20 protein-coding genes and 1 pseudogene are annotated in these 19104 nt (G+C 64.1%); 13 read left to right on the forward strand and 8 right to left on the reverse strand.

The window, feature by feature from the left end:
• Window positions 1–106: 106 nt before the first annotated feature.
• Window positions 107–1441: an MFS transporter gene (locus ACFTZB_RS16985; RefSeq protein WP_378433093.1), complete on the forward strand. Its 1335-nt coding sequence runs from the start codon at window positions 107–109 to the stop codon at window positions 1439–1441.
• A 1354-nt stretch (window positions 1442–2795) separates the two neighbouring features.
• Here the strand turns inward: ACFTZB_RS16985 and ACFTZB_RS16990 are convergent.
• The 5 genes and pseudogenes from ACFTZB_RS16990 to ACFTZB_RS17010 form a co-directional block, all read right to left on the reverse strand.
• Window positions 2796–3764, reverse strand: a complete 969-nt coding sequence (locus ACFTZB_RS16990; RefSeq protein ID WP_378433094.1) for a DUF2889 domain-containing protein — start codon at window positions 3762–3764, stop codon at window positions 2796–2798.
• A gap of 72 nt (window positions 3765–3836) precedes the next feature.
• Window positions 3837–4076, reverse strand: coding sequence for a hypothetical protein (locus ACFTZB_RS16995; protein ID WP_378433141.1), 240 nt, complete (start codon window positions 4074–4076; stop codon window positions 3837–3839).
• Window positions 3971–4510, reverse strand: a complete 540-nt coding sequence (locus tag ACFTZB_RS17000) for a zinc-binding dehydrogenase (protein WP_378433095.1) — start codon at window positions 4508–4510, stop codon at window positions 3971–3973. Before ACFTZB_RS17000 ends, ACFTZB_RS16995 begins: the two co-directional genes overlap by 106 nt.
• A gap of 77 nt (window positions 4511–4587) precedes the next feature.
• Window positions 4588–4776, reverse strand: a pseudogene (locus ACFTZB_RS17005) (alcohol dehydrogenase catalytic domain-containing protein); the annotation flags it as partial.
• Window positions 4777–5173: 397 nt separating this feature from the next.
• Window positions 5174–5647 carry a flavin reductase family protein gene (locus tag ACFTZB_RS17010; RefSeq protein ID WP_378433096.1) on the reverse strand — a complete coding sequence of 158 codons (474 nt, stop codon included), beginning with the start codon at window positions 5645–5647 and terminating at the stop codon, window positions 5174–5176.
• Between the two features lie 47 nt (window positions 5648–5694).
• On the opposite strand from ACFTZB_RS17010, the gene ACFTZB_RS17015 reads away from it, so the two are divergent.
• From ACFTZB_RS17015 to ACFTZB_RS17040, 6 genes are all read left to right on the forward strand, one after another.
• Window positions 5695–5976 (forward strand): multicopper oxidase domain-containing protein, encoded by a 282-nt coding sequence (locus ACFTZB_RS17015; protein WP_378433097.1) that lies wholly within the window; start codon window positions 5695–5697, stop codon window positions 5974–5976.
• Window positions 5934–6044 (forward strand): multicopper oxidase domain-containing protein, encoded by a 111-nt coding sequence (locus tag ACFTZB_RS17020; protein WP_378433098.1) that lies wholly within the window; start codon window positions 5934–5936, stop codon window positions 6042–6044. Before ACFTZB_RS17015 ends, ACFTZB_RS17020 begins: the two co-directional genes overlap by 43 nt.
• Window positions 6045–6598: 554 nt before the next feature.
• Entirely contained in the window at window positions 6599–7288 is a 690-nt protein-coding gene (locus ACFTZB_RS17025) for a transposase (RefSeq protein WP_378433099.1), read from the forward strand.
• Window positions 7285–7515: a hypothetical protein gene (locus ACFTZB_RS17030; protein ID WP_378433100.1), complete on the forward strand. Its 231-nt coding sequence runs from the start codon at window positions 7285–7287 to the stop codon at window positions 7513–7515. Before ACFTZB_RS17025 ends, ACFTZB_RS17030 begins: the two co-directional genes overlap by 4 nt.
• 867 nt (window positions 7516–8382) lie before the next feature.
• Entirely contained in the window at window positions 8383–8520 is a 138-nt protein-coding gene (locus ACFTZB_RS17035) for a hypothetical protein (RefSeq protein ID WP_378433101.1), read from the forward strand.
• A 263-nt stretch (window positions 8521–8783) separates the two neighbouring features.
• The gene (locus ACFTZB_RS17040) at window positions 8784–9359 is read left to right on the forward strand and encodes a TetR/AcrR family transcriptional regulator (RefSeq protein WP_378433102.1); all 576 of its coding nucleotides are present in this window, start codon (window positions 8784–8786) and stop codon (window positions 9357–9359) included.
• Window positions 9360–9363: 4 nt separating this feature from the next.
• Here ACFTZB_RS17040 and ACFTZB_RS17045 read toward each other — a convergent pair whose 3' ends face one another.
• The 3 genes from ACFTZB_RS17045 to ACFTZB_RS17055 are packed head-to-tail and all read right to left on the reverse strand — an operon-like array spanning window position 9364 to window position 12301.
• Window positions 9364–9888, reverse strand: coding sequence for an NADPH-dependent FMN reductase (locus ACFTZB_RS17045; protein WP_378433103.1), 525 nt, complete (start codon window positions 9886–9888; stop codon window positions 9364–9366).
• A complete protein-coding gene (locus tag ACFTZB_RS17050; RefSeq protein WP_378433105.1) occupies window positions 9885–10982 on the reverse strand; it encodes a 3,4-dihydroxy-2-butanone-4-phosphate synthase in 1098 nt (365 codons plus the stop codon). Before ACFTZB_RS17050 ends, ACFTZB_RS17045 begins: the two co-directional genes overlap by 4 nt.
• Window positions 10979–12301 carry a flavin monoamine oxidase family protein gene (locus tag ACFTZB_RS17055; RefSeq protein WP_378433107.1) on the reverse strand — a complete coding sequence of 441 codons (1323 nt, stop codon included), beginning with the start codon at window positions 12299–12301 and terminating at the stop codon, window positions 10979–10981. Before ACFTZB_RS17055 ends, ACFTZB_RS17050 begins: the two co-directional genes overlap by 4 nt.
• A 226-nt stretch (window positions 12302–12527) precedes the next feature.
• On the opposite strand from ACFTZB_RS17055, the gene ACFTZB_RS17060 reads away from it, so the two are divergent.
• The 6 genes from ACFTZB_RS17060 (at window position 12528) to ACFTZB_RS17085 (ending at window position 19092) form a co-directional block, all read left to right on the forward strand.
• Window positions 12528–13136 (forward strand): TetR/AcrR family transcriptional regulator, encoded by a 609-nt coding sequence (locus ACFTZB_RS17060; RefSeq protein ID WP_378433109.1) that lies wholly within the window; start codon window positions 12528–12530, stop codon window positions 13134–13136.
• Between the two features lie 122 nt (window positions 13137–13258).
• A complete protein-coding gene (locus ACFTZB_RS17065) occupies window positions 13259–14713 on the forward strand; it encodes an aldehyde dehydrogenase (protein ID WP_378433111.1) in 1455 nt (484 codons plus the stop codon).
• Window positions 14714–14825: 112 nt separating this feature from the next.
• Window positions 14826–16232: an amidohydrolase family protein gene (locus ACFTZB_RS17070; RefSeq protein WP_378433113.1), complete on the forward strand. Its 1407-nt coding sequence runs from the start codon at window positions 14826–14828 to the stop codon at window positions 16230–16232.
• A gap of 40 nt (window positions 16233–16272) precedes the next feature.
• On the forward strand, window positions 16273–17475 hold the full coding sequence (locus tag ACFTZB_RS17075; RefSeq protein ID WP_378433116.1) for a thiolase family protein: 1203 nt from the start codon (window positions 16273–16275) through the stop codon (window positions 17473–17475).
• The gene (locus ACFTZB_RS17080) at window positions 17472–17921 is read left to right on the forward strand and encodes a Zn-ribbon domain-containing OB-fold protein (protein WP_378433118.1); all 450 of its coding nucleotides are present in this window, start codon (window positions 17472–17474) and stop codon (window positions 17919–17921) included. The genes ACFTZB_RS17075 and ACFTZB_RS17080 overlap by 4 nt, the downstream gene beginning before the upstream one ends.
• Complete coding sequence (locus ACFTZB_RS17085; RefSeq protein WP_378433120.1) at window positions 17914–19092, forward strand: CaiB/BaiF CoA transferase family protein; 1179 nt, start codon at window positions 17914–17916, stop codon at window positions 19090–19092. Before ACFTZB_RS17080 ends, ACFTZB_RS17085 begins: the two co-directional genes overlap by 8 nt.
• The last annotated feature ends 12 nt before the right edge of the window (window positions 19093–19104 follow it).

A 19104-nucleotide genomic window follows, 5' to 3' on the forward strand; every position in this document is an offset into this window, starting at 1 on the left:
CCACCACTCTGCGGCCCTACCAAGCAAACGGCCTCGAGTTCCTTCGGGTCGCGCCCGTCACCAACAGCCGCTTCCAGGGCGGCCTTCGAACGACATAAGGATTCCCGTGGACACTACTCCGGAACTCGGCGTTCACCCTCAATCAACACACGACACCCCCGCTCGAGGGCAAAGCTCCCTACGGCGCGTCATCGGCTCAGCCACCGCCGGCACCTTCATCGAGTACTACGACTTCGCGATCTACGGGGCGATGGCACCGATCATCGCGAAGGCATTCTTCCCCAACGCCGACCCGGTCGTCGCGCTACTGAGCACGTTCGCCGTTTTCGCCCTCGCATTCGTGGCCCGGCCGCTGGGAGGATTCGTGTGGGGTCCGATCGGTGATCGCATCGGCCGTAAACGGACCCTGTCGGCGATCATCCTGCTCATCTCCATCGCAACCGTACTCATCGGCCTCATACCCGATTATCACGCCATCGGAATCGCAGCACCGATTGCACTCGTCGCACTCCGCCTCATTCAAGGCCTCTCGGCAGGAGGTGAGATCGCCGGTGCAGCCATCTTCGTCGCCGAACACGCTCCCACCCGACGCCGGGGTTTCCTCGTCAGCTGGCTGCAGGTCGCCACTACCGCCGCATTCCTGTCGGGCATATTCGTCGCAGCGACCGTCGCTGCCCTGCTTTCCGATGACGCGATGCAATCGTGGGGGTGGCGAATCCCGTTCCTGCTCGCAGGACCGGTGGGACTCATCGGCCTCTACATTCGACTCAAGGTGGACGAGACTCCCAGCTTCCAGTCCGTCAAGCGTGACGCTGCGGTGGCCCGAACGCCTCTCGTCGCCGCGCTGCGAGGACGCGCCAACCTCGCGGAAATGGGCTATGCCGCCGCCTATTACATGCCAGTGCTGGTGAGCTTCTACCTGCTGATGACCTTCATGCCGACGTTCCTGAAGAAGGAAATGAACTTCACGGCAGCAACCTCTCTGCTGATCATCGCGATCGCAGGCTCCATCCAGATGATCGCAGTCCCGATCTTCGGCAAGATATCGGACATCATCGGTCGTCGTGTGCTCCTCCGGCTGACAACCGGCGGGTTCATCGTGCTCACCGTACCGGCGTTTCTCTTGCTCAACAGCGGAGATCTCCGCCAGGCCGCACTCGGGCTGATCTTGCTCGCGTTGCCGACGTCCGCGGCACAAGCGAACAACCTCACTCCCGCGCTCGAACGCTTCCGCACGAATATCCGCTTCACGGGATCCGCCGCGACGCTCGGTGTGCTTGCGGCACTCTTCGGTGGAACCGCACCTTACATCTCGACCTACCTGATCGAGATAACCGGCAGCCCTCTTGCCCCCGGGATCTACCTGATCCTCACTGTCCTGCCGTCCCTCGTCGTCTCCTTCTTCGTATCCGAAACAGCCAACCGGGCGCTGCCTGATTGATCGAACCGGCGTCCAGCAGAACTCGCAGCGGAGTGGCTACGCCGCTGCGACACCCGACGCCGGGCCCGGGAGCTTCGATGCTCCGGGGCCCGGCGCTATCGACAACAGCACTGTGAGCGAGCCGACGACCACCAATCTCATTCGTGCACGTCGTCGGTACCTCAGTTCTACCGACACCACAAGCTGAGAGAGCATCGATGACCTGTGAACCGCGCAGCGAAGCCATTCGAGTAGATATCAATGCGCTCGAGGAACTCCACCCGGCGAGGCACCCAGCCGAAGCGTTGACTGGTTGTCGAGTCATCGAACGCAGCGATGGGCGCGCTCGCGCGATCATGCCCGTACCGGAATTCCAGTCCGAGACTGCGACACTCGGATGGATGGGCACCGTTGCTGACGCCGCGGCAGCGCAGGCGTTCGCTACCCGTGTAGCCGATGGGCATGGGATCCGGACCATGAATCTTCGACTCGACAGACTTGGTCCCCTACCCCCTCCACGGTCGACGACGACTGCGGAGGGGTTCGGATCGGGTGTCGACGAACTCACCGGATTAAGTAGGGCGACACTGCTGGACGTAGAGGGACGCCCATTCGCCGAGTGCACCGCCAGATTCGCTGTGGTTCCCTCACAGGACCCTACGATGCCGCCTCGACCCCATCGACCCACCATTGATCGTCCGACCACACCGTCCGAGCTCATCGGGGTTCGACGCGTGCAGTTTGATTCGTCCGGGGTCGATATCATCGCACGCCCCTCGCTCGATGTCTGCAATCATTTCGGAATCGTCCACGGGGGACTGCACGCTGGCTTTGTCGATTTCGCGATGCGCAAGTAGTTGACGACCATGTCGCCGAGCCTGTACCGCATGCTCGATCTCTCGCTTGTCTACCATCGTCCGGCAATGCTCGAACATGGTCGAGGCCTTAGGCTTACGGCCTCGATAGATCGCCGTGGCCGGCGCATCACCACCGTCGACGCATCGATACTTTCGTCAAGCGGAACGCCCTTGACGATCGCTCGTGGCACCTTCTGCACGTGATCAAGGACTACCCGGATCGGATCAATTCCAGTGCGCCACAAATCATATCGACGATCGTATGAGATCGGAGGCAATCATGCCTCGAGGCTTCTCCGAACAGGGTTCGTCCATGTTGTCGCACGGCTGCTATGGATGAAGGGCTTTCGCACCGACGATGAGCGGTTGCACCGCCTGCTCATGGTCGCGGTGCTCGGATAATGGTCGCCGACTTCCTGGGTTTGATGTCATGCCGTGGTGACGGTACCTCGGTCCGGGTAGCGCAACGACGTCAGACATCGGGCCCGTGTCAACGTGATCGACTCTTGGCGAGCCGATCACGGCAGGTAACTACTCAGGGTCGGCACGTCGGCGAGGGTTCGCAGCAAGTCGTTTAGATGTGTGCACGACGCCGTCCCCGAAATCAACGACGGTATCGACCGCCGAGCATCGGATGCTGGCATGCCGATGATGTTCTGCACTGCCGCGGCCGACATCGGGCACTCGAGATAGGGCAAGACTCTCGGCGTGGCAATCGCCTCGACGATTTCGTCTGTGGCGAGTTCGACTATCGCATGCAAGTCGTATTCGTGAATCACAGTCTCGGTTCCGGTCCCGTCGGTGTGGCTGTCGCGGAATGACGCGTCGACCCTCCATCCTCGGATGTCCCTGACGACGTCGGTTCGTCGCAACCGGCGAACTGTGTGGTGGTTCAACGACGGAAGTAGATGCCATGCTGCTGCGTCGTGGTCTTCGAGTGCGGGGACGATGGGTCCGTGTGGAATCGGGATTGTTCCAGACCGGGCAAGCTCGAGATCGACGGTCCCGCCTTGGCGCCATCCCATGCACACACCGATGCGGTCGAGGTTGGGTTGCTCGCGGACTTGGCCGCCTGCGACTGCGGTGGAATAGCCGGACACGATCAGGGCGACTGGAAGGTCGTCGAGGAGTTGGGAGGTGATCGATCCGGGTTGCACTACATCGGCTTCAGCTACCGCTTTCCGGAATCCTCGACGCAGACTTGTTCCTACGAGTCGACGGACGTCCGATGACGAGTGTGGTACCACTACCGAATCGACGATACCGTCAGGCTGTGTCATTGCGATCGTGAACGAGGTTTCGGAGATCGTTTCGTGGCCGTCGCGACCCGTGAGGAGATCTCTTCCCTCGCATGTGAACTGAATGTGATCGGGTGGTTCTTGTACATGGAGGACGTCGATGCTCGTGGTGCGCCGAATCGAGCCGTGAGCCCGCGGCGGTTGCGCTTCCCGCGGGTGCCCTTCAGTAGCAATTCCGTTGGGCAGCATATTTACTCCTCTGTAAGGTAGGGCGTCGGACGGAGTCGACCGACTGACTGTTAGGTGGTCTCGATCGCAGACTTAGAGGGATGGGTCGATGACGGCCTTGATGACCGTTCCGGTGCGGATCGCTTCCAGAGCTGCGCCTGCGTCGGCGATTGAACAACGGTTGGTGACCAGGTTTGACAACGGAACGGTGTCCTGGCACCACGCAACTAGCTGGACGGTGCCGCAATAGAGCTTGGGTTTCGGGAATGCTGCCCCGGTGATCTGGATATTCTTTGTGGTGAGCAGTCGCGGCGACACCGGGATCTCTCCCATCGCACACCCCAGAGACCGAGGACGATGTACAGGCCGTGCTGCCCGACGAGGTCGATACCTTCGGGGTAGACACCGAGGGTGCCCGCCGCCTCGACAACCACGTCGGGCCTGGACGGCCTGGTAAGCGCGTAGATGTCGTTGAGGCGTTGCTCGGCTGACGACTCGGCAAGAGAATCTGTCGCTGTCGCGCCCAGGCTCCGTGCAGTCTCCAGGCGCTTTTCGCTTCCGTTGATGACGATGATCTCGCCAGGCCCCGACAATGATGCGACCAACACCGCCGACAGCCCCACCGGGCCTGCGCCCTGAACATCCCAGGATTGGTTGTACCGCATCCCGCCTGCCTGCTCGAACCCGCGCAGCGCTGTTGGCAACGCGCAACCGAGCGCGGCCAAAGCCTCCGGTTCGACATGATCGGGTACACGAAGGAAGGCCATCCCGGGCGGCAGCCAAGCGAAGCCTGCGTGGGTAGGTCTGCCTTCTCGAAGAACCGATAGTTATCACAAGGAGTGTTGTCGAGGATCGTGCACGAATAACATCTGTGACACAGAGCGATTGGCGTCCAATAGACCACATCACCCACTTCAACCGGTACGCCGACGGCCGCATGACCGAGGACGATCGGGAATGACATCACGCCGGCCTCGCCGGCAACGATGTGAGCATCGCTGCCGCACACCCCACCGACGACAACGCGGACCATCGCCCCTGTTGGTGCGGGCTCGGTGATATTGACCTCCCAGGTCTCGGCATTATTGGGCCGACGAGGGCAACCGCGCGGGCGGGGGACAAGATGAGCTCGCTTTCTTGGGAGGAGAATCCAGTGGCAACGACCGGAACCCCAGTCAACGCCATCTTCACCCACTAGTCAACAATATAGTTGACCATCGATAGACTGCACGCACTGGTGTGGTCGGCTCGGCGCAGCGTGACCGATACGGCGGAACATGGTGCTGGACGTGGTGCGGTGTGTCGGCCGGGTGGGTGTCCCGAGTTCTGCGAGCATGCTGGCATGTGCATCGCATCGCGCGACGGCGACGAGTGATCTGGGTCGACCAGGTGCAGCGCAACGTCACGATGATCGGCGATGGGATACCCGGTCATGCGTGCGTTTTGGCGGAAACGATGCCGCCGTATCGGCCTTGGACGACGATGAGAGGTGACTCGGGAGTGTCGAGTTCGAGGTGGTCCACGCGGCCAACGACGATGTGATGATCGCCCGCATCGTGCACGGCCGCTATCTTGCAGTCGATCCCAACCAAGAAGCCCAGAAACAGGGCATTCCCGATGGTTATGGAGCCCATTCGACGTTGGCGAATTGTCGCTGCCCTTGCAGGACAGGTTGCGACACACGTCCTGTTGGTCCGATCCCTGTATAATTGCACAGAACCGCTTGGCGGCCCGAATTTTCGGAAATGTGGACGACGACTTGTCCGGAAGGAAGCGGGGCGGCCCTCAATGTCGGCCGCTGTCACCGCAACCACTCCTGTGGGGAAGTGGCCGAGGATGTCGCGAAACTGTCGAGGATCGATCATCCGGTCATCATTCAAGGCCAACGAAGCCTTCGAGTTCATAGCGTGCTATCCAATCGTCTGTAAGTTCAACTTGCTATCAAATCCACATGGGTAGTGATACGCGTCGCTTCACTGTCGACACCACCGAAGTCTGGGAGGTCTGGAACAGCGACCTCCAGCCTCACAACTTCCACATCCATGACGTCCAGTTTCAGATCCTCGAGATCAATGGTGAGGCCCCGGCCCCGGAACTGTCGGGATGGAAAGACACCGTGTACATACCGCCAGGTGCTGTGGTAACCCCGATCCTGCGGTTCGCCGAGTACGCCGCCCCGCTTGGCCGTACATGTATGACTGCCACCTGTTCTGGCACGAAGACCAAGGAATGATGGGCCAGTTCGTCGGCGTGCAGCCCGGTCAGGAGCTCGGGCTCATGGGCGCCGAAGACTATCATTGAGGAAATCTCCGCCGGCGTTGTGGGAGCGTGCCGCCCGGGTGGGTCGGGAGTCGGAGCCGAGGCCGGTGATCCGATAGGGTGGCCGAGCAACTCAACGTGCACGCAGACGCTGCGAAACTGGATGCGCCAGGCTGAGGCCGATCACGGCGAGCGACGACCGGCCGGCAAGGGCGATGCTGGAGTAGGATCGGCAACTGGCTATGGATACGTCGAATTGTGCCGTTCTAACGACGGATTGCGTTCTGCGAGTGTGTTGTTCGTGATACGACATCGATCCGACTCGGAGGTGGACGTGAGGTTCATCGTCGCTCATGACTTTCCGGTTTTCTCTTGTACTCTCGACTTTCGCAGTTTCGGGGGACTCGGTGACCGTTCGCGGTCCGTTCGCGAAGGTCGACCGTGACTGCTGATACCCGTGTTTCTCATGAGGCCGTCGGCGTGTCTGCGTGATCATGGTCCGACCATGTGAAAAGCATCGACGATGGACTCCACTCCTCCGCCGATGCTTCGGCGGCTGACGTTACCGCCTTCGTGACTCGAACTGCTGGAAACCTTTGGCCCGGCGTTTTGGCGCTCATCGACGTTCGGGTTGTTCGTACTGTTGTCCACCGGCCTGGTCGCGCGTACCACGGCGCACCGTGGTCGGCATGCTCGCCGGTGCCGGGATGGCCGCGGTGGTCTCGTTCCACTCGGCGTGCCGGTTCTTCTCCGCGCACGCCTGGGGCACCGATCGGCTCGGGCTCACGGTCGCGCGGCTGGTGGTCGATCGGCTGCTGCCCGTGGATGCGCCGATCACCGTCGCGGTCGACGACACGCTGTTTCGCCGTTGGGGGAAGAAGGTGTATCACGCGTTCTGGACTCACGACGGCGCGGCCCAGGGAGCGGCCAAGCTCGGCCGCGGTAACCGATGGGTGATCGTCGGGATCGTCGTGCGGCTGCCGTTCTGCAGCCACCCGGTGTGCCTGCCAATCCTGTTCCGGCTCTGGGGCGGCAAGGGCACCGCGTCCCCGGTGGATTTGGCGAGCGAAATGCTCACCGTGCTCGCGCAAGCGTTCCCGGACAAGCAGATCCACGCCGTCGGGGATGCCGCCTACCACGGCAAGGCGCTGCTGGTCGCGGGCACCACGAATCACCACCCGACTCCCCGCCAACGCCGCGCTTTACGCCCCGACGCCGCCACCGACCGGACGGCGCGGGCGACCCCGCCAAGAAGGGAGACAGGCTCCTGGCCGACCTGGCCGTGACCGCGAGCTGGCGTACCGTTACCGTGCACCGGTACGGCCGCACCGACACCGTCGCGGTCGCGGTCGCGATGACCGACTGCCTGTGGTACGGCGCGTTCGGCGACGCAGCCGGCCGGCTGGTGCTGGTGCGCGAACCGGGCACCGGCACGGGCTACGACCTCGCGCTGTTCACCACCGACCGCACCAGCACCGGCGAACACGTCGTGGAACGCTACGCCGAGCGGTGAAGCATCGAACCGGCCAATGCCACCGGCAAGAAACTGCTCGGCGTCGGGCAGGCCCGCAATCGGGTCCAACGCGCGGTCGAACGCACCGTGCCGTTCGGGTTCCTCCGGGCAGACTCTCGTCATCGTCTGGTACGCATCTGCGGCTACCACCCCGATGACCTCACCGGGGCGCCACGACGCCGAGCCTTGGTTCACCGACAAGTCCGAACCCGCCTTTGAAGACATGCTCGCCAAGCTCCGCCGCGCTCTGATCGCTGCACGATTTTCTGCGGTCACCCGGAGCAGCTCGATCCCATCATAATCCGCGACTACGAACTGGTCTGCGCCGCAGCCGCCGCATAACTGCGATAGTCGAGTTGTACTACGGGTCCTAGGCGTCGCGTTGTTGACCTACTACGACTGGCGGGAACGGGCGACCCTGCCCGCTTGGCGGCGGGAGGACGCTGAGCCGCTCGCGCTGATCGGCGAGATCCGCGCCTCGCAGGAGTTCGCTGGCACGTACGGCTCCCCGCGGCGGGCGGGGGAGTCGATCTCGATCTCGGGTACGCCGATGTGGATCAGGGTGGGAGGATCTCGAGTCGGCGGTCGATGGACTACATCTTGCCGGTTAGCTGCAATCCGTCACACGACGTGACATCGGGCAGGGCTTTCAGAAGGGGCTCCAATCGAGGTGGCAGTCATGGTTTGGGCCGAATGGGCCGCCGCTCAGTGTAGCGAGCGCTGAGATTCGCATATCGAATGCGAGGTGGGGTCCAACTCTTGCAATGACTGCCGGACTCGGTCGGCGAAATCTTGGGGGGTAATGCCGAATCGCTCGAATATTTCGTCTGGGGGCGGCCTCCCATACGGGGCCCAGATACTGGCTAAGTGGAGTACCTCATCGTTCTCACTTGTCAGGTGTTCTCGCCGTCGAGCGATGTTCGCCAGGCGATGTCGCCGACGGCGTTCTGCTCGATATTGGTTGACCTGTTCGGTGATGTTCACGAGTGGGTCGATGCCCTTTAGATCGAGAGGCTGCTTGTGCGGAGATGAAGGGTTCGTCATGCGGGTTCCTGAGGAAGACTCGGTTCGGTGGTCCGTGTGGGCGGAGGGTTGGCCTCTACACCAGGTGCGGTCGTCATGGAGACACTGGCAGAGGTGGGGTCTTTGCTCTCTGGACCTGAGAACAACGTTTGCCGAATCCTCGATACCGGTGATAGAGGAGGCACATTAATGTCTTGAATGCGGGTCTCGGCGTCCCAAACATCCGGAGCTGTCACAATCTGGTTGTGAGCACTGATGCCGGCGGCCGGGTCAACAGAGAATCGAAAGGAGAGGTTCGGCAGCTTCTGCTCGGGGCAGCGATCCACGCGGTTGCACGCGACGGGATGCGAACGTTGACCACGAAGGCGGTGGCTGCCGAGGCCGGCGTCACGCATCGGCTGTTGCTGTCGTATTTTCCGACTAGGGATGATTTGCTCGTCGCGGCGCTCCAGTATGCGCTGGACAGGAGTATCGGTGTGCTCGCGCGTCTGACCGACACCGACGCACTCGAGGATCTGCTGGATGGTCTCACCAGGCAAATCGATCATGATCCCGACCTTCAGACGTTCCAGTACGAGCTGGTTCTCGAGTCTCGGAGGCGGCCGGAGTTTGGTGTCGCGGTCCGACTGCTGTATGCCACACTGCTCGACTCCACGCGCGCTGCGCTCGAGCGTGTGGGTGTGACTCCGGACGAGGATTTGACGTTGCTCGTATACGCCGCAATTGACGGGCTTGCGTTGCAGTATCTTGTCCGCGGCGATGCCGCCGCCACGAACGCCTCGCTCGTTCGACTGCGTGCGATGCTCTCCAAGGAGCGTTGAGACGTCATCGCTGGCCTGTGGAGCGGATTTTGACCAGGGCGTTGACGATAGGGGTCCACCGTTGGACATAAGTGTCCAGAGCCGCGTCTTCGGCGAAGGATTTGTCGCGCAGATACAGTCCCGGTAGTGCGCAGGTGCCGCCGAGTTCCGCAAGGACCGGTTTGAGGGTGACGTCCGGGGCGAGCGCGTGTGCGGGACCGGCTCCGAGCATCAGGGGCACCGACACCACGTTCTGTAGGCCGGTGCTGCCCTCGAACTGGTCCAGGAAGAGTTTGAGGAGTCCGGTGTATGTCGCCTTGAAGGTCGGGCTGGCGAAGACGGCAAGGTCTGCTTCCTGAATCTCGCGAACGGCGTTGTTCACCGCCTCGTCGCCCCAACCGAGCAACCCGGATCCGAGTTCGATCACGTCGATGGTGTGCTCGACGCCGGTGCCGGCGGGTCGGCCGGCGAGTTTTTCCGCGAGAAGGATGCCTGCGGCGAGTGTTCTCGACTGGGGTTTGGGGTTTCCCGCGACGACAGCAACTTTCATGATTGCTCCTGTTCTCGGTTCGGGCCCTGCGTCACATGGATGTTGGCGCAAACAAGGGCGGTGGGATCGATTCCGCCGCAACGTAACCGGATGGTGGCGACGTCGAGGTCGGAGAGGATGGCGGCGACGGCGCCGGTGTCGGTGAGTGTGTACTCGTGTGGAGGGTATGAGGATGTGTCGCGCCGGAGGTAGATCAGCAGTCCACCGTCCTGGGCTGTCTGCTGCAGCGCTTCCTGGAGTCGGCGCCCGCAGGAGCAGGTCAAGGCGCCGAATACCTCACCGGTATGGCACTCGAGGTGCACCGACACGGTGGGCACGGTGGGTGTGCTCGGGCCGCAGAGGACGGTGTGGTCGGCGCCGGTGATCTCGTCGTGAAAGACCGTTGCGTCGAAATCGGCATGAGCAGTTCGCATCAGGGTGGTGCCTTTGCGGGTGACCCGCGCCGCCGTTCCGTTCCCATGGAAGAGTGCGTGTGCGAAGACGTCGTCAGTAGACAGCGTTGTCAATCCGTGTTCGAAGCCGAGTGCACGCACACGACCCGGGCGAAGGACGTCCCCATCGTCGGCGACCAGGTCGCCGACGACGGCCACGGGCGGTAGACCTGCGATTCTGCACAGGTCGACGGCGATCTCGCTGCGTCCTCGTGTCGAGATGTCGACGGTCTCGCTTACTCTGATCGGAACGAGGTGACCCGGCCGAGTGAGGTCCGTGGCAACGGATTCCGGGTCTGCGAGAACCCGCGCTGTGCGGGCCCGGTCGGCAGCGCTGATCCCCGTGGTGGTTCCCACGGCGGCGTCGACGGAGACCGTGAACGCGGTCGACGGGGACGGGTCGTGCCCGTAGTGGGTCATCAACGGCAGGTCGAGCGCGTCGGCGATGGTGTCGGGCAGGGGTACACACAGGAAGCCCGATGTCCGGCGCACGGCCCAGGCGGTCCAGTGTGGGTCGGCCAACGCCGCCGGCAGTACGATGCTTCCACCTGCGCCTAGTGCATCGTCCGCGTCATGCAGGAGAATCGGTCGGCCGGAGCGGAGTTCGCTGCATGCTCTGTCCACCGCGCTGACCGTGACCGAAGGCGCGGTGGTGGGGTTCATCGCGCGACCCGGGTCAGCTCGTCGATCAGGTGCCGTGCAGCTCGGCGGCCGCTTTCGAGGGCGCCGTCGATGTACCCGGCCCAGCCGTGTGCGTAGTCGCTTCCGGCCAACCGGACACGTCCTTCGGGGCGCTGAAGTTCCTCGATCTCGGTCGAGAGGTGGCCGGGGCGCGGCATTGCCCAGGTCTCGCCCGACAGTGGGTCCGCGGTCCAGTCGTGGGCATCGACCGCGATCAGTTCGATGTCAGGGCGCCATTGGTGCAGTGCGGCCTCGACCGCGTTCACATCGGTCACGTCGAGCTTGTCGGAGTGCGGACCGAAGCCCAGCAGGATGGTGTCGTCGCCTACCTCGTACTCGGTCCCGGCCATGGTCAGCGGGTACTCGTCGGGCGCAAACGCGATGAACGGACGAACGTGGCCCTTGGCGCGCATCCAGACCTTGACGCCGGACGAGACCTGACCGCGTTCCGCGGCAGTCTGCTTGCCCTCCGACAGAGGCGGATCGAACGCGATCGTATTCAGGATGTCCAACGGCAGCGTGACGATGGCGTGTCGGGCTGTCACGGTGGCACCCTCGGATGTGGTCACCTGCACCTGGTGTTCGGACGCCGTTACGGCGGTGACGGTGGTCGACAGCCGGACCTGCGCGGTCGATCCCTCGTGCACCGCCTCGACCAGGCGACCCGTCCCGCCCGCAACGGTGTAGGCGCGGTTCGCCTCACTGACCAGCTGCCAGTTGCCGCCGCACAGAGCGGCGAGTCGCAACGGCTGCGCAGCTGAGCCTTCTTCGGGCGACCCGTTGAACGACAGCGCCCAGCGGCTGCGGGCCACCTCGATCTGTTCGGCAGTCAGACCGAGCTGGCCGAGCCGGTCGGTGACCGACAGCGAATCCGCGGCGAGGGCGCTCTCGGACATGGGGAAGAGGCGGTGGGGCATCGGGAAGGCGTCGCGCGCGCCCTCGGTCAGCCCGGCCATCCCGGGGGAGACGAGCGCGCTGTACCTCTCGACCGAATCGCTGTGGACCTTCCCGCCCATGATCCAGTAGACCTCGTCGACGCCCGGGGAGGGCTCGAGTTCGAGGTCGTGCGCCACCATCTCCGCCCAGAGGTGCGGCTGGATCCAGTGCACGAAGGTGCCGCCCAGCTCCAGAGGACGTCCCAACGGGCTGTCGCGATACCAGGTCCGACCACCGAGCCGGTCGCGGGCTTCGAGGAGAACGACCTCGAAACCGGCGCGACTGAGATCACGTGCGGCGGAAATTCCAGCGAACCCGCCGCCGACGACGACAACGTCCGCAGAGGTGGTGGGGGAGTGAGTCATTGCTTCTCGCAATCGGGTCGGAGTGCGACGAGACCGGAAACGCTCTCGGAATGCGTCGGATGCGTATTCGCGAAGGTGTGGCTGAGGACACCTTGTCGGCTTATCGTGCCGCGACTCCCCAAACATTGCAAGTGCGATGTTTTGGGGGTGTGGCGTCCGCGCGGCCGCGTGGAAGTGTTCTATCGTGACCTCAGGAGAGGAAATGAACGAGAAAGGTGCGACTGATATGACCGAAGAGGCGGTCCGACCGCGCCTTCCGTACGGCGAAGGGCGACAGGCGCTCGTCGAGGCGGCGATCAGGCTCGTTGCCCGGGATGGACTCTCGAAGCTCACCTATCGCTCGCTCACGGCGGAGGCCGGCGTGAGCCAGGGGAGTCTGCGGCACCACTTCGACTCGCTGGTCGGCGTGCTCGAAGCGGGACTTGAATACTGCCTCGAGGTCTCGCACGGCTACCTGCACCGCCCCATCGAGTCGCTCGAGGACATCTTCGCCCACCTCGTCGACTCCATGCAGGAACATCCGGAGATCCCGGCCTTCCAGACCGAGGTCTTCGTCGGTGCCCGGCATCGCGACGAGTTGATCCACTTGGCGCATCGCCACCAGGAGTCGTACCGGCAGGCGGTCCGGGTGGCACTGGCCCAGTCGATTCTCACGCCCGACGAGGAGCTCGTCGCGATCATCATTGCGATGGCCGAGGGCATCGTCTATCAGCGCGTGGTGTTCGGACAGGCGTACGCCCCCGTCACGGAACAGGAAATCGCCGGCTCGCGCCGAGTGATGTCGGCGCTACTCCAGGCCGCGTCTGCCCCGTCGGCGAGCGTCGCGCACCGCTGATCTGCGGTTTTGTCGAAGTCGGTAGATCCATTGCTTTCAAACATTGCATTTGCTACGTTTTGTTCCGTCAGATAGAGGCGCCCGTCACACTCGGCGCCCACCTCTCAGCGGAAGTGAATGCCATGACCGTTCGCGACACCTTTTTCATCGACGGCGAGTGGCGAAGCCCCCACTCTCGAGTGACGATCGACGTCGTCTCCCCGTCCACGGAGAAGGTCATCGGCGCGGTGCCCGACGCCGACGATTCCGACGTCGACAACGCGGTCTCGGCGGCCTCGGCGGCGTTCGGCGCCGGCACCTGGCGCGGGCTGCCCATATCCGAGCGTGCCCGGATTCTCGAGCTCGCACTGCAGGCCCTCGAACCGAAGATCGCCGACATCGCGGATCTCGTCACCGCCGAGATGGGATTGCCGACTTCGATTGCGCACAAGAAGATTCCGGGCGCACTCGCCGCCGGGCGGTACTTCCTCGATCTCGCAGTCGACGACACCCTCACCGAGGTACGCCAGACGATGTGGGGACCCGCGGCCGTGGTCAAGGAACCCGTCGGTGTCGTCGCGGCTGTGGCCCCGTGGAACGGGCCCTTCAACATGGCGGTCGCGAAGATCTTCCCGGCGCTGGTCACCGGCTGCAGCGTCGTCTACAAACCCGCCCCCGAGACTCCGCTCGACGCCTATTTCCTTGCGGAGGCCCTCTCAGCGGCAGGTCTGCCGCCGGGAGTGTTCAACCTGGTCACAGGTGGCAGGGCCACCGGCCGGTCCCTCGTCACCCATCCGAAGGTGAACAAGGTCAGCTTCACCGGGTCGACCGCCGCCGGACGCCAGATCGTGAGCGAAGCGGGACCGCGGTTCACCCGACTGCAACTCGAACTCGGCGGGAAGTCCGCGGCAATCGTGCTCGAGGACGCCGATGTCGAGACGACGATGCGCGGGATCGCGATGGGCTCGTTCGCGAACACCGGCCAGGTGTGCTCCGCCTTCAGCCGGATCATCGTTCCGGCTGCTCACCGGGACAAGTGGATCGACGCCATCGTCGAGACCGCGGAGTCCTTCGTGGTCGGTGACCCGTTCGACCCCGCGACGACCATGGGGCCGCTGGTCTCGGCGAACCAACGCGATCGGGTCCTGGACTATGTCCGGATCGGCACAGCGGAGGGCGCGGTGGTGGCCACCGGCGGTGGTGCGCCCGAGGGCGACGGCATCGGCTACTACGTCCAGCCCACGGTTCTTATCGACGCGGTGAACTCGATGAGGATCTGCCAGGAAGAGATCTTCGGACCGGTTGTCACGGTGCTGACCCACGAATCGGTCGACGAGGCGATCGCGATCGCGAACGATTCGAACTACGGACTGCACGGCGGCGTGTTCACCTCGGCCCCCCACGCAGCGGCGCACGTCGCGCGCAGCGTCCACACGGGAACGTTCAGCGTCAATTCCTACACCCACAATCACAACGCCCCATTCGGGGGAGTCAAGGATTCCGGGATCGGCCGTGAACTGGGCCGAGAAGGCATCCAGTCCTACTACGAGATCAAGACGGTGAACCTCACCGAGGACACCGAGACCCTGTTCGCCTGAACATCTTCGACACTTTGCCCCTCGGGATGCGGGGTGGCCGGGCGCACCCGCGACGGCCGCCTCGCCGCGCCCTGACACGGGCGCCGGATTTGCAACAGAGAGTGGTAATCACATGAGTACAGATCGCAAGCTGATCCGCGGTGGACACGTCGTCACCGTCGATGCCAAGTTGGGTGTCATCCCGGACGGTGAAGTCCTGGTCGAGGACGGTGTCATCACCGCTGTCGGGGCGAATCTGGGCGTCAGTGACGCGGAGATCATCGACGCCGTGGGCGGAATCATCGCCCCAGGCACCATCGACACGCACCGCCACACCTGGCAGGCGCAGTTGCGTGGGTGTTGCTGCGACACCTCCCTGCAGCAGTACATCAGTGGGTTCTGGGCTGATGCGACCCCGTCCTATACGGTCGAGGACGCGAAGCTCGGCACCCTGGTCGGTGCTCTCGAAGCCCTCGACGGTGGGGTCACCACCCTGCTGGACTACGCGCACATCACCAACTCGCCCGAACACGCCGATGCTGCCGTGGACGGTCTCGAGGAAGCCGGCATCCGTGCCGTTTTCGCGTACGGCTTGGGTCAGGCGAACATCATGGCGCCCCCGGACTTCGACCGGATGGCCGACCTCGCCCGGATCGCGTCCGAACGATTCTCCGGATCGGGACTGCTGACGCTGGGAGCGGCCTTGTCCGAGATCGGATTGAGCCCGATCTCGATTAACAAGAAGCAGAAGCAACTCGCCGACGAGCTCGGCGCCGTGTCCACGGTGCACATCGGCACCTCGTGGTCGCTTCCTCCGGGACTGGCCGAGCTGTTCCACGCCGGAGTCCTGGACTCCCGCCTGGTTCTGGCGCACGCCAACACTTTCGCCGAGACGGACTGGAAGCTGGCGGCAGAAGCCGGAGTGAAGGTTTCCACCACTCCAGAGAGCGAGTTGGCCATGGGCGCCGGCAAGCTCGCGATCAACAGCGTCCTGCGCCACGGACTCAAGCCGACGATCGGCGCCGACGTCGTCGCCCTCAACAGCGGCGACATCATCACACCCACTCGTCAGGCCCTGGCCTACACACGCTGGGCCGATGCTGTGGGCACCAACGAGCAGGGCGGCGACATCTACGTCGTCTCGCGCACCGCGCACGAAGCACTCGAATGGGCGACCATCAACGGAGCCGACGCACTCGGCCTCCAAGACCGGGTCGGCAGCCTCACCCCGGGCAAGCAAGCCGACCTCATCGTCGTCGGCGGCCGCCACATCGGAATCCGGCCGGTCAACGATCCCGTCGGCCAACTCATCTTCCACACCAGCCCCGGACTCATCGACACCGTCCTCGTCGCGGGCAAGGTGGTCAAGCGCAACGGCCAACTCGTCGGCGTCGACCTCCCCACCCTGCTGGCGAAGACCGACGAATCCGCGAAGGCGATCAAGGAGCGCATGGCCCGGATCGCGGCGGAGAAGACACCGATGTCCCCCGAGGTCATGGCCAACTTCCCGAAGTGGATCGCACACAACCTCGCCTCGTAATTCGGGCCACGAATCGGTTGTACGACAGAGGACTACGCACATGAGTATCGACGGCTTCAGAGACCGCACGGCGGTCTCGGGTGTCGGCTGGACCCCCCTGACCAAACGCAGCGGTGAGACCGCCCTGACCCTCGGCACCACCGCTGCTCTCGCCGCGATCGCCGACGCCGGACTCGAGCCGGCGGACATCGACGGTCTCGTCACCTTCTACTGGGGCACCCGGGACACCCCGGCGCCGGGGGAGATGGTGGCTTCGCTCGGATTGACCTCCTGCCACATGTCGTTCTGCGACAGCAGCGGCGGAGCGTGGGCGTGCTCCGCCCTGGCGGCGGCCGCGATGGCAGTCCACTCGGGAGTGTGCCGCAACGTCCTGGTGTACCGAGCGGCGAACTCACGATCGGAACCACTCAATCCTGCGACAGCCGATCTGTGGCCGTCGGGGCAACGGCAGTGGAGCGAACCGTTCGGGGCAACCCATGCCGCCACGCTGTACGGGCCTAGCGTCAGCGCATACATGGCCCACTACGGAATCGGCAACGCCGATTTCGCGGCGCTGGCGGTCCAGCAACGCGCGAACGCCTCGCTCAACGCGAAGGCCCTGATGAAGAAGCCGATCACGGCCCAGGACCACCAGGACTCGCCGTGGATCATCGAACCGTTTCGGCTGCTGGACTGCAGCGCGTTCAACGACGGCGCGATGGCCGTGGTCGTCTCCTCTGCCCGCGACGTTCGACGCCGAGGCGACTCGACGGTGACGATCAGAGCCGTCGAGGGCGGCTCGCTCGGAACGCCGGTCACCGCCCGCACCAGCCGTAACCGGTGGGAGTTGAACGCGGCACATGCCGCACCGGCTCTCTACTACCGCGCGGGGATGACGGTGGAGGACATCGACATCGCCCAGATTTACGACCCGTTCACCGGGATGGCGCTGCTGCACATCGAGCAGTTCGGTCTCACCGAAGCCGGCGGTGCGGCTCGCAGCATCGGCGACGGTGAACTCTCGCTCGACGGCAGGCTCCCGGTGAACACCCACGGCGGGCACCTGTCCGAGGGAAACGTCGCTGGCCTCGGCCATGTCATCGAAGCCGTGCAACAACTCCGTGCCGGCGGCGTCCGCGATGACAACTGCGACGGAGACCACGACTACGACCGCACTCGGTGCCGTCAGGTCCGCGACCCCGAGGTCGCCCTGGTCGTGGGCGAATCCGGCGACAGCTCACTACTCCTGACGAGGGTGTCATGAATACCCCGATGCGCCCACGACCGACCGCAGACGCCGACAGCGCCTACTTCTGGGCGAAATGCTCCTACGGCGAGCTGTACGGCCAGCGGTGCGGGAACTGCCAGACCTGGCGCTGGCCCCCGCGCCGGTACTGCCCGGCCTGTCACGCCGCTCAGCCGGTGTGGGAGAAGCTGCCCGGGACCGGGACGATCGTCGGCCTGGTCATCCAACACCGAGTGATGGACCCGGCATTCGGCGACGAGACCCCGCTCGCGATCGTGCACGTCCAGATCGACGGCACCGACGGCGAAATGGTGCTCGTATCGCGACTCAAACGCTGGGAATGGATGAACGCCTCGGTCGGCTCCCGCGTCACGGTCGTGCTCGACGACACCGGCGACGAGCCCGTCCTCCCCACATTCAAGATCCTCCACAACAAGGAAGAAGAGGCACGACCTCATGGCTGATCACGCCCTCACCGGCCCGCTCGGCGGAGTCCGCATTCTCGATCTCTCACACGTGCTCAACGGACCGTTCTCCACGATGCTGCTCGCTCACATGGGCGCGGAAGTAATCAAGGTCGAACAGCAGAGCAGCCCCGACCGATTCCGGCACGCCTGGATGCCGATGGACGCCGACCACGACGGATACGAGTTCCTGGTCGTCAACGCCAACAAGAAGGCGATCACCCTCAACCTCAAGAACGAGCAGGGCCGAGAAATCTTCCTCGACCTCGTCAAGCGATCCGACGTCATCGTCGAGAACTTCTCCACCGGCGTGATGGATCGCCTGGGATTCGGCTACGAAGCCCTGCGCGAACACAACCCGAAGATCATCTACGCCTCCTCGAAGGGATACGGCGAAACCGGCCCCTACGCCGACCTGCGCTCGTTCGCCACCATCGCCATGGCCGTGAGCGGCTGGGCCGACGCGTCCTGGCGCCTGTCCGGCGCCCCCGGCACCCAGGTGTTCGGACCCGGCGACGAAGCGGCCGGCGTCTCGATGGCCTTGGGAATCCTTGCGGCACTGTACAACCGCACCCAAACCGGCAAGGGCCAAAAGATCGAGGTCTCCATGCAGGAGGCGCTGATGGGCTTCATGGTCAGCAGCTTCCACGAGTTCTTCGAGGGCATGGGACCCGCCGGCGCCTACATGGAATCGAAGGACGGCCACGTCGCAACGCACCTGCCCGATCTGAACGACGACCTGTTCCGACGCTATTCCACAGCACTCGGACACCCGGAGGCGATCGACGACCCGCGCTTTTCGACAGTGGTCACGCGCCGCGAGAACCTCAAGGTCCTCCAGCAGGAAGTGGCCTCGTGGATGAAGCAGTTCCCCACCAAGGAACTGTTCGACATTCTCCGCCGGCAGCAGGTTCCCGCCGGACCCGTGCTCTCGATCGACCAGATCCTCGAGGACGAACACATCGTCGCCCGAAAGGCGTTCGTCGAGGTTGACCACGAGCAGGCCGGACAGCTTCAGCTACTCGCACCGTGGATCCGCTTCAGCGAGACCCCCTCGGCGATCTCCCACGCCGGTCCCGCGGTCGGCGAACACAACTACGAGGTCTACCGCGACCTGCTCGGGTACGACGAAGAGGTCGTCGACAAGCTGCGCGCGGACGGCGCCATCTGACCCCGCTCGGCC

Origin of the sequence: Rhodococcus sp. NPDC057014 (assembly GCF_042673295.1) — a bacterium.
GTDB lineage: Bacteria > Actinomycetota > Actinomycetes > Mycobacteriales > Mycobacteriaceae > Rhodococcus_F.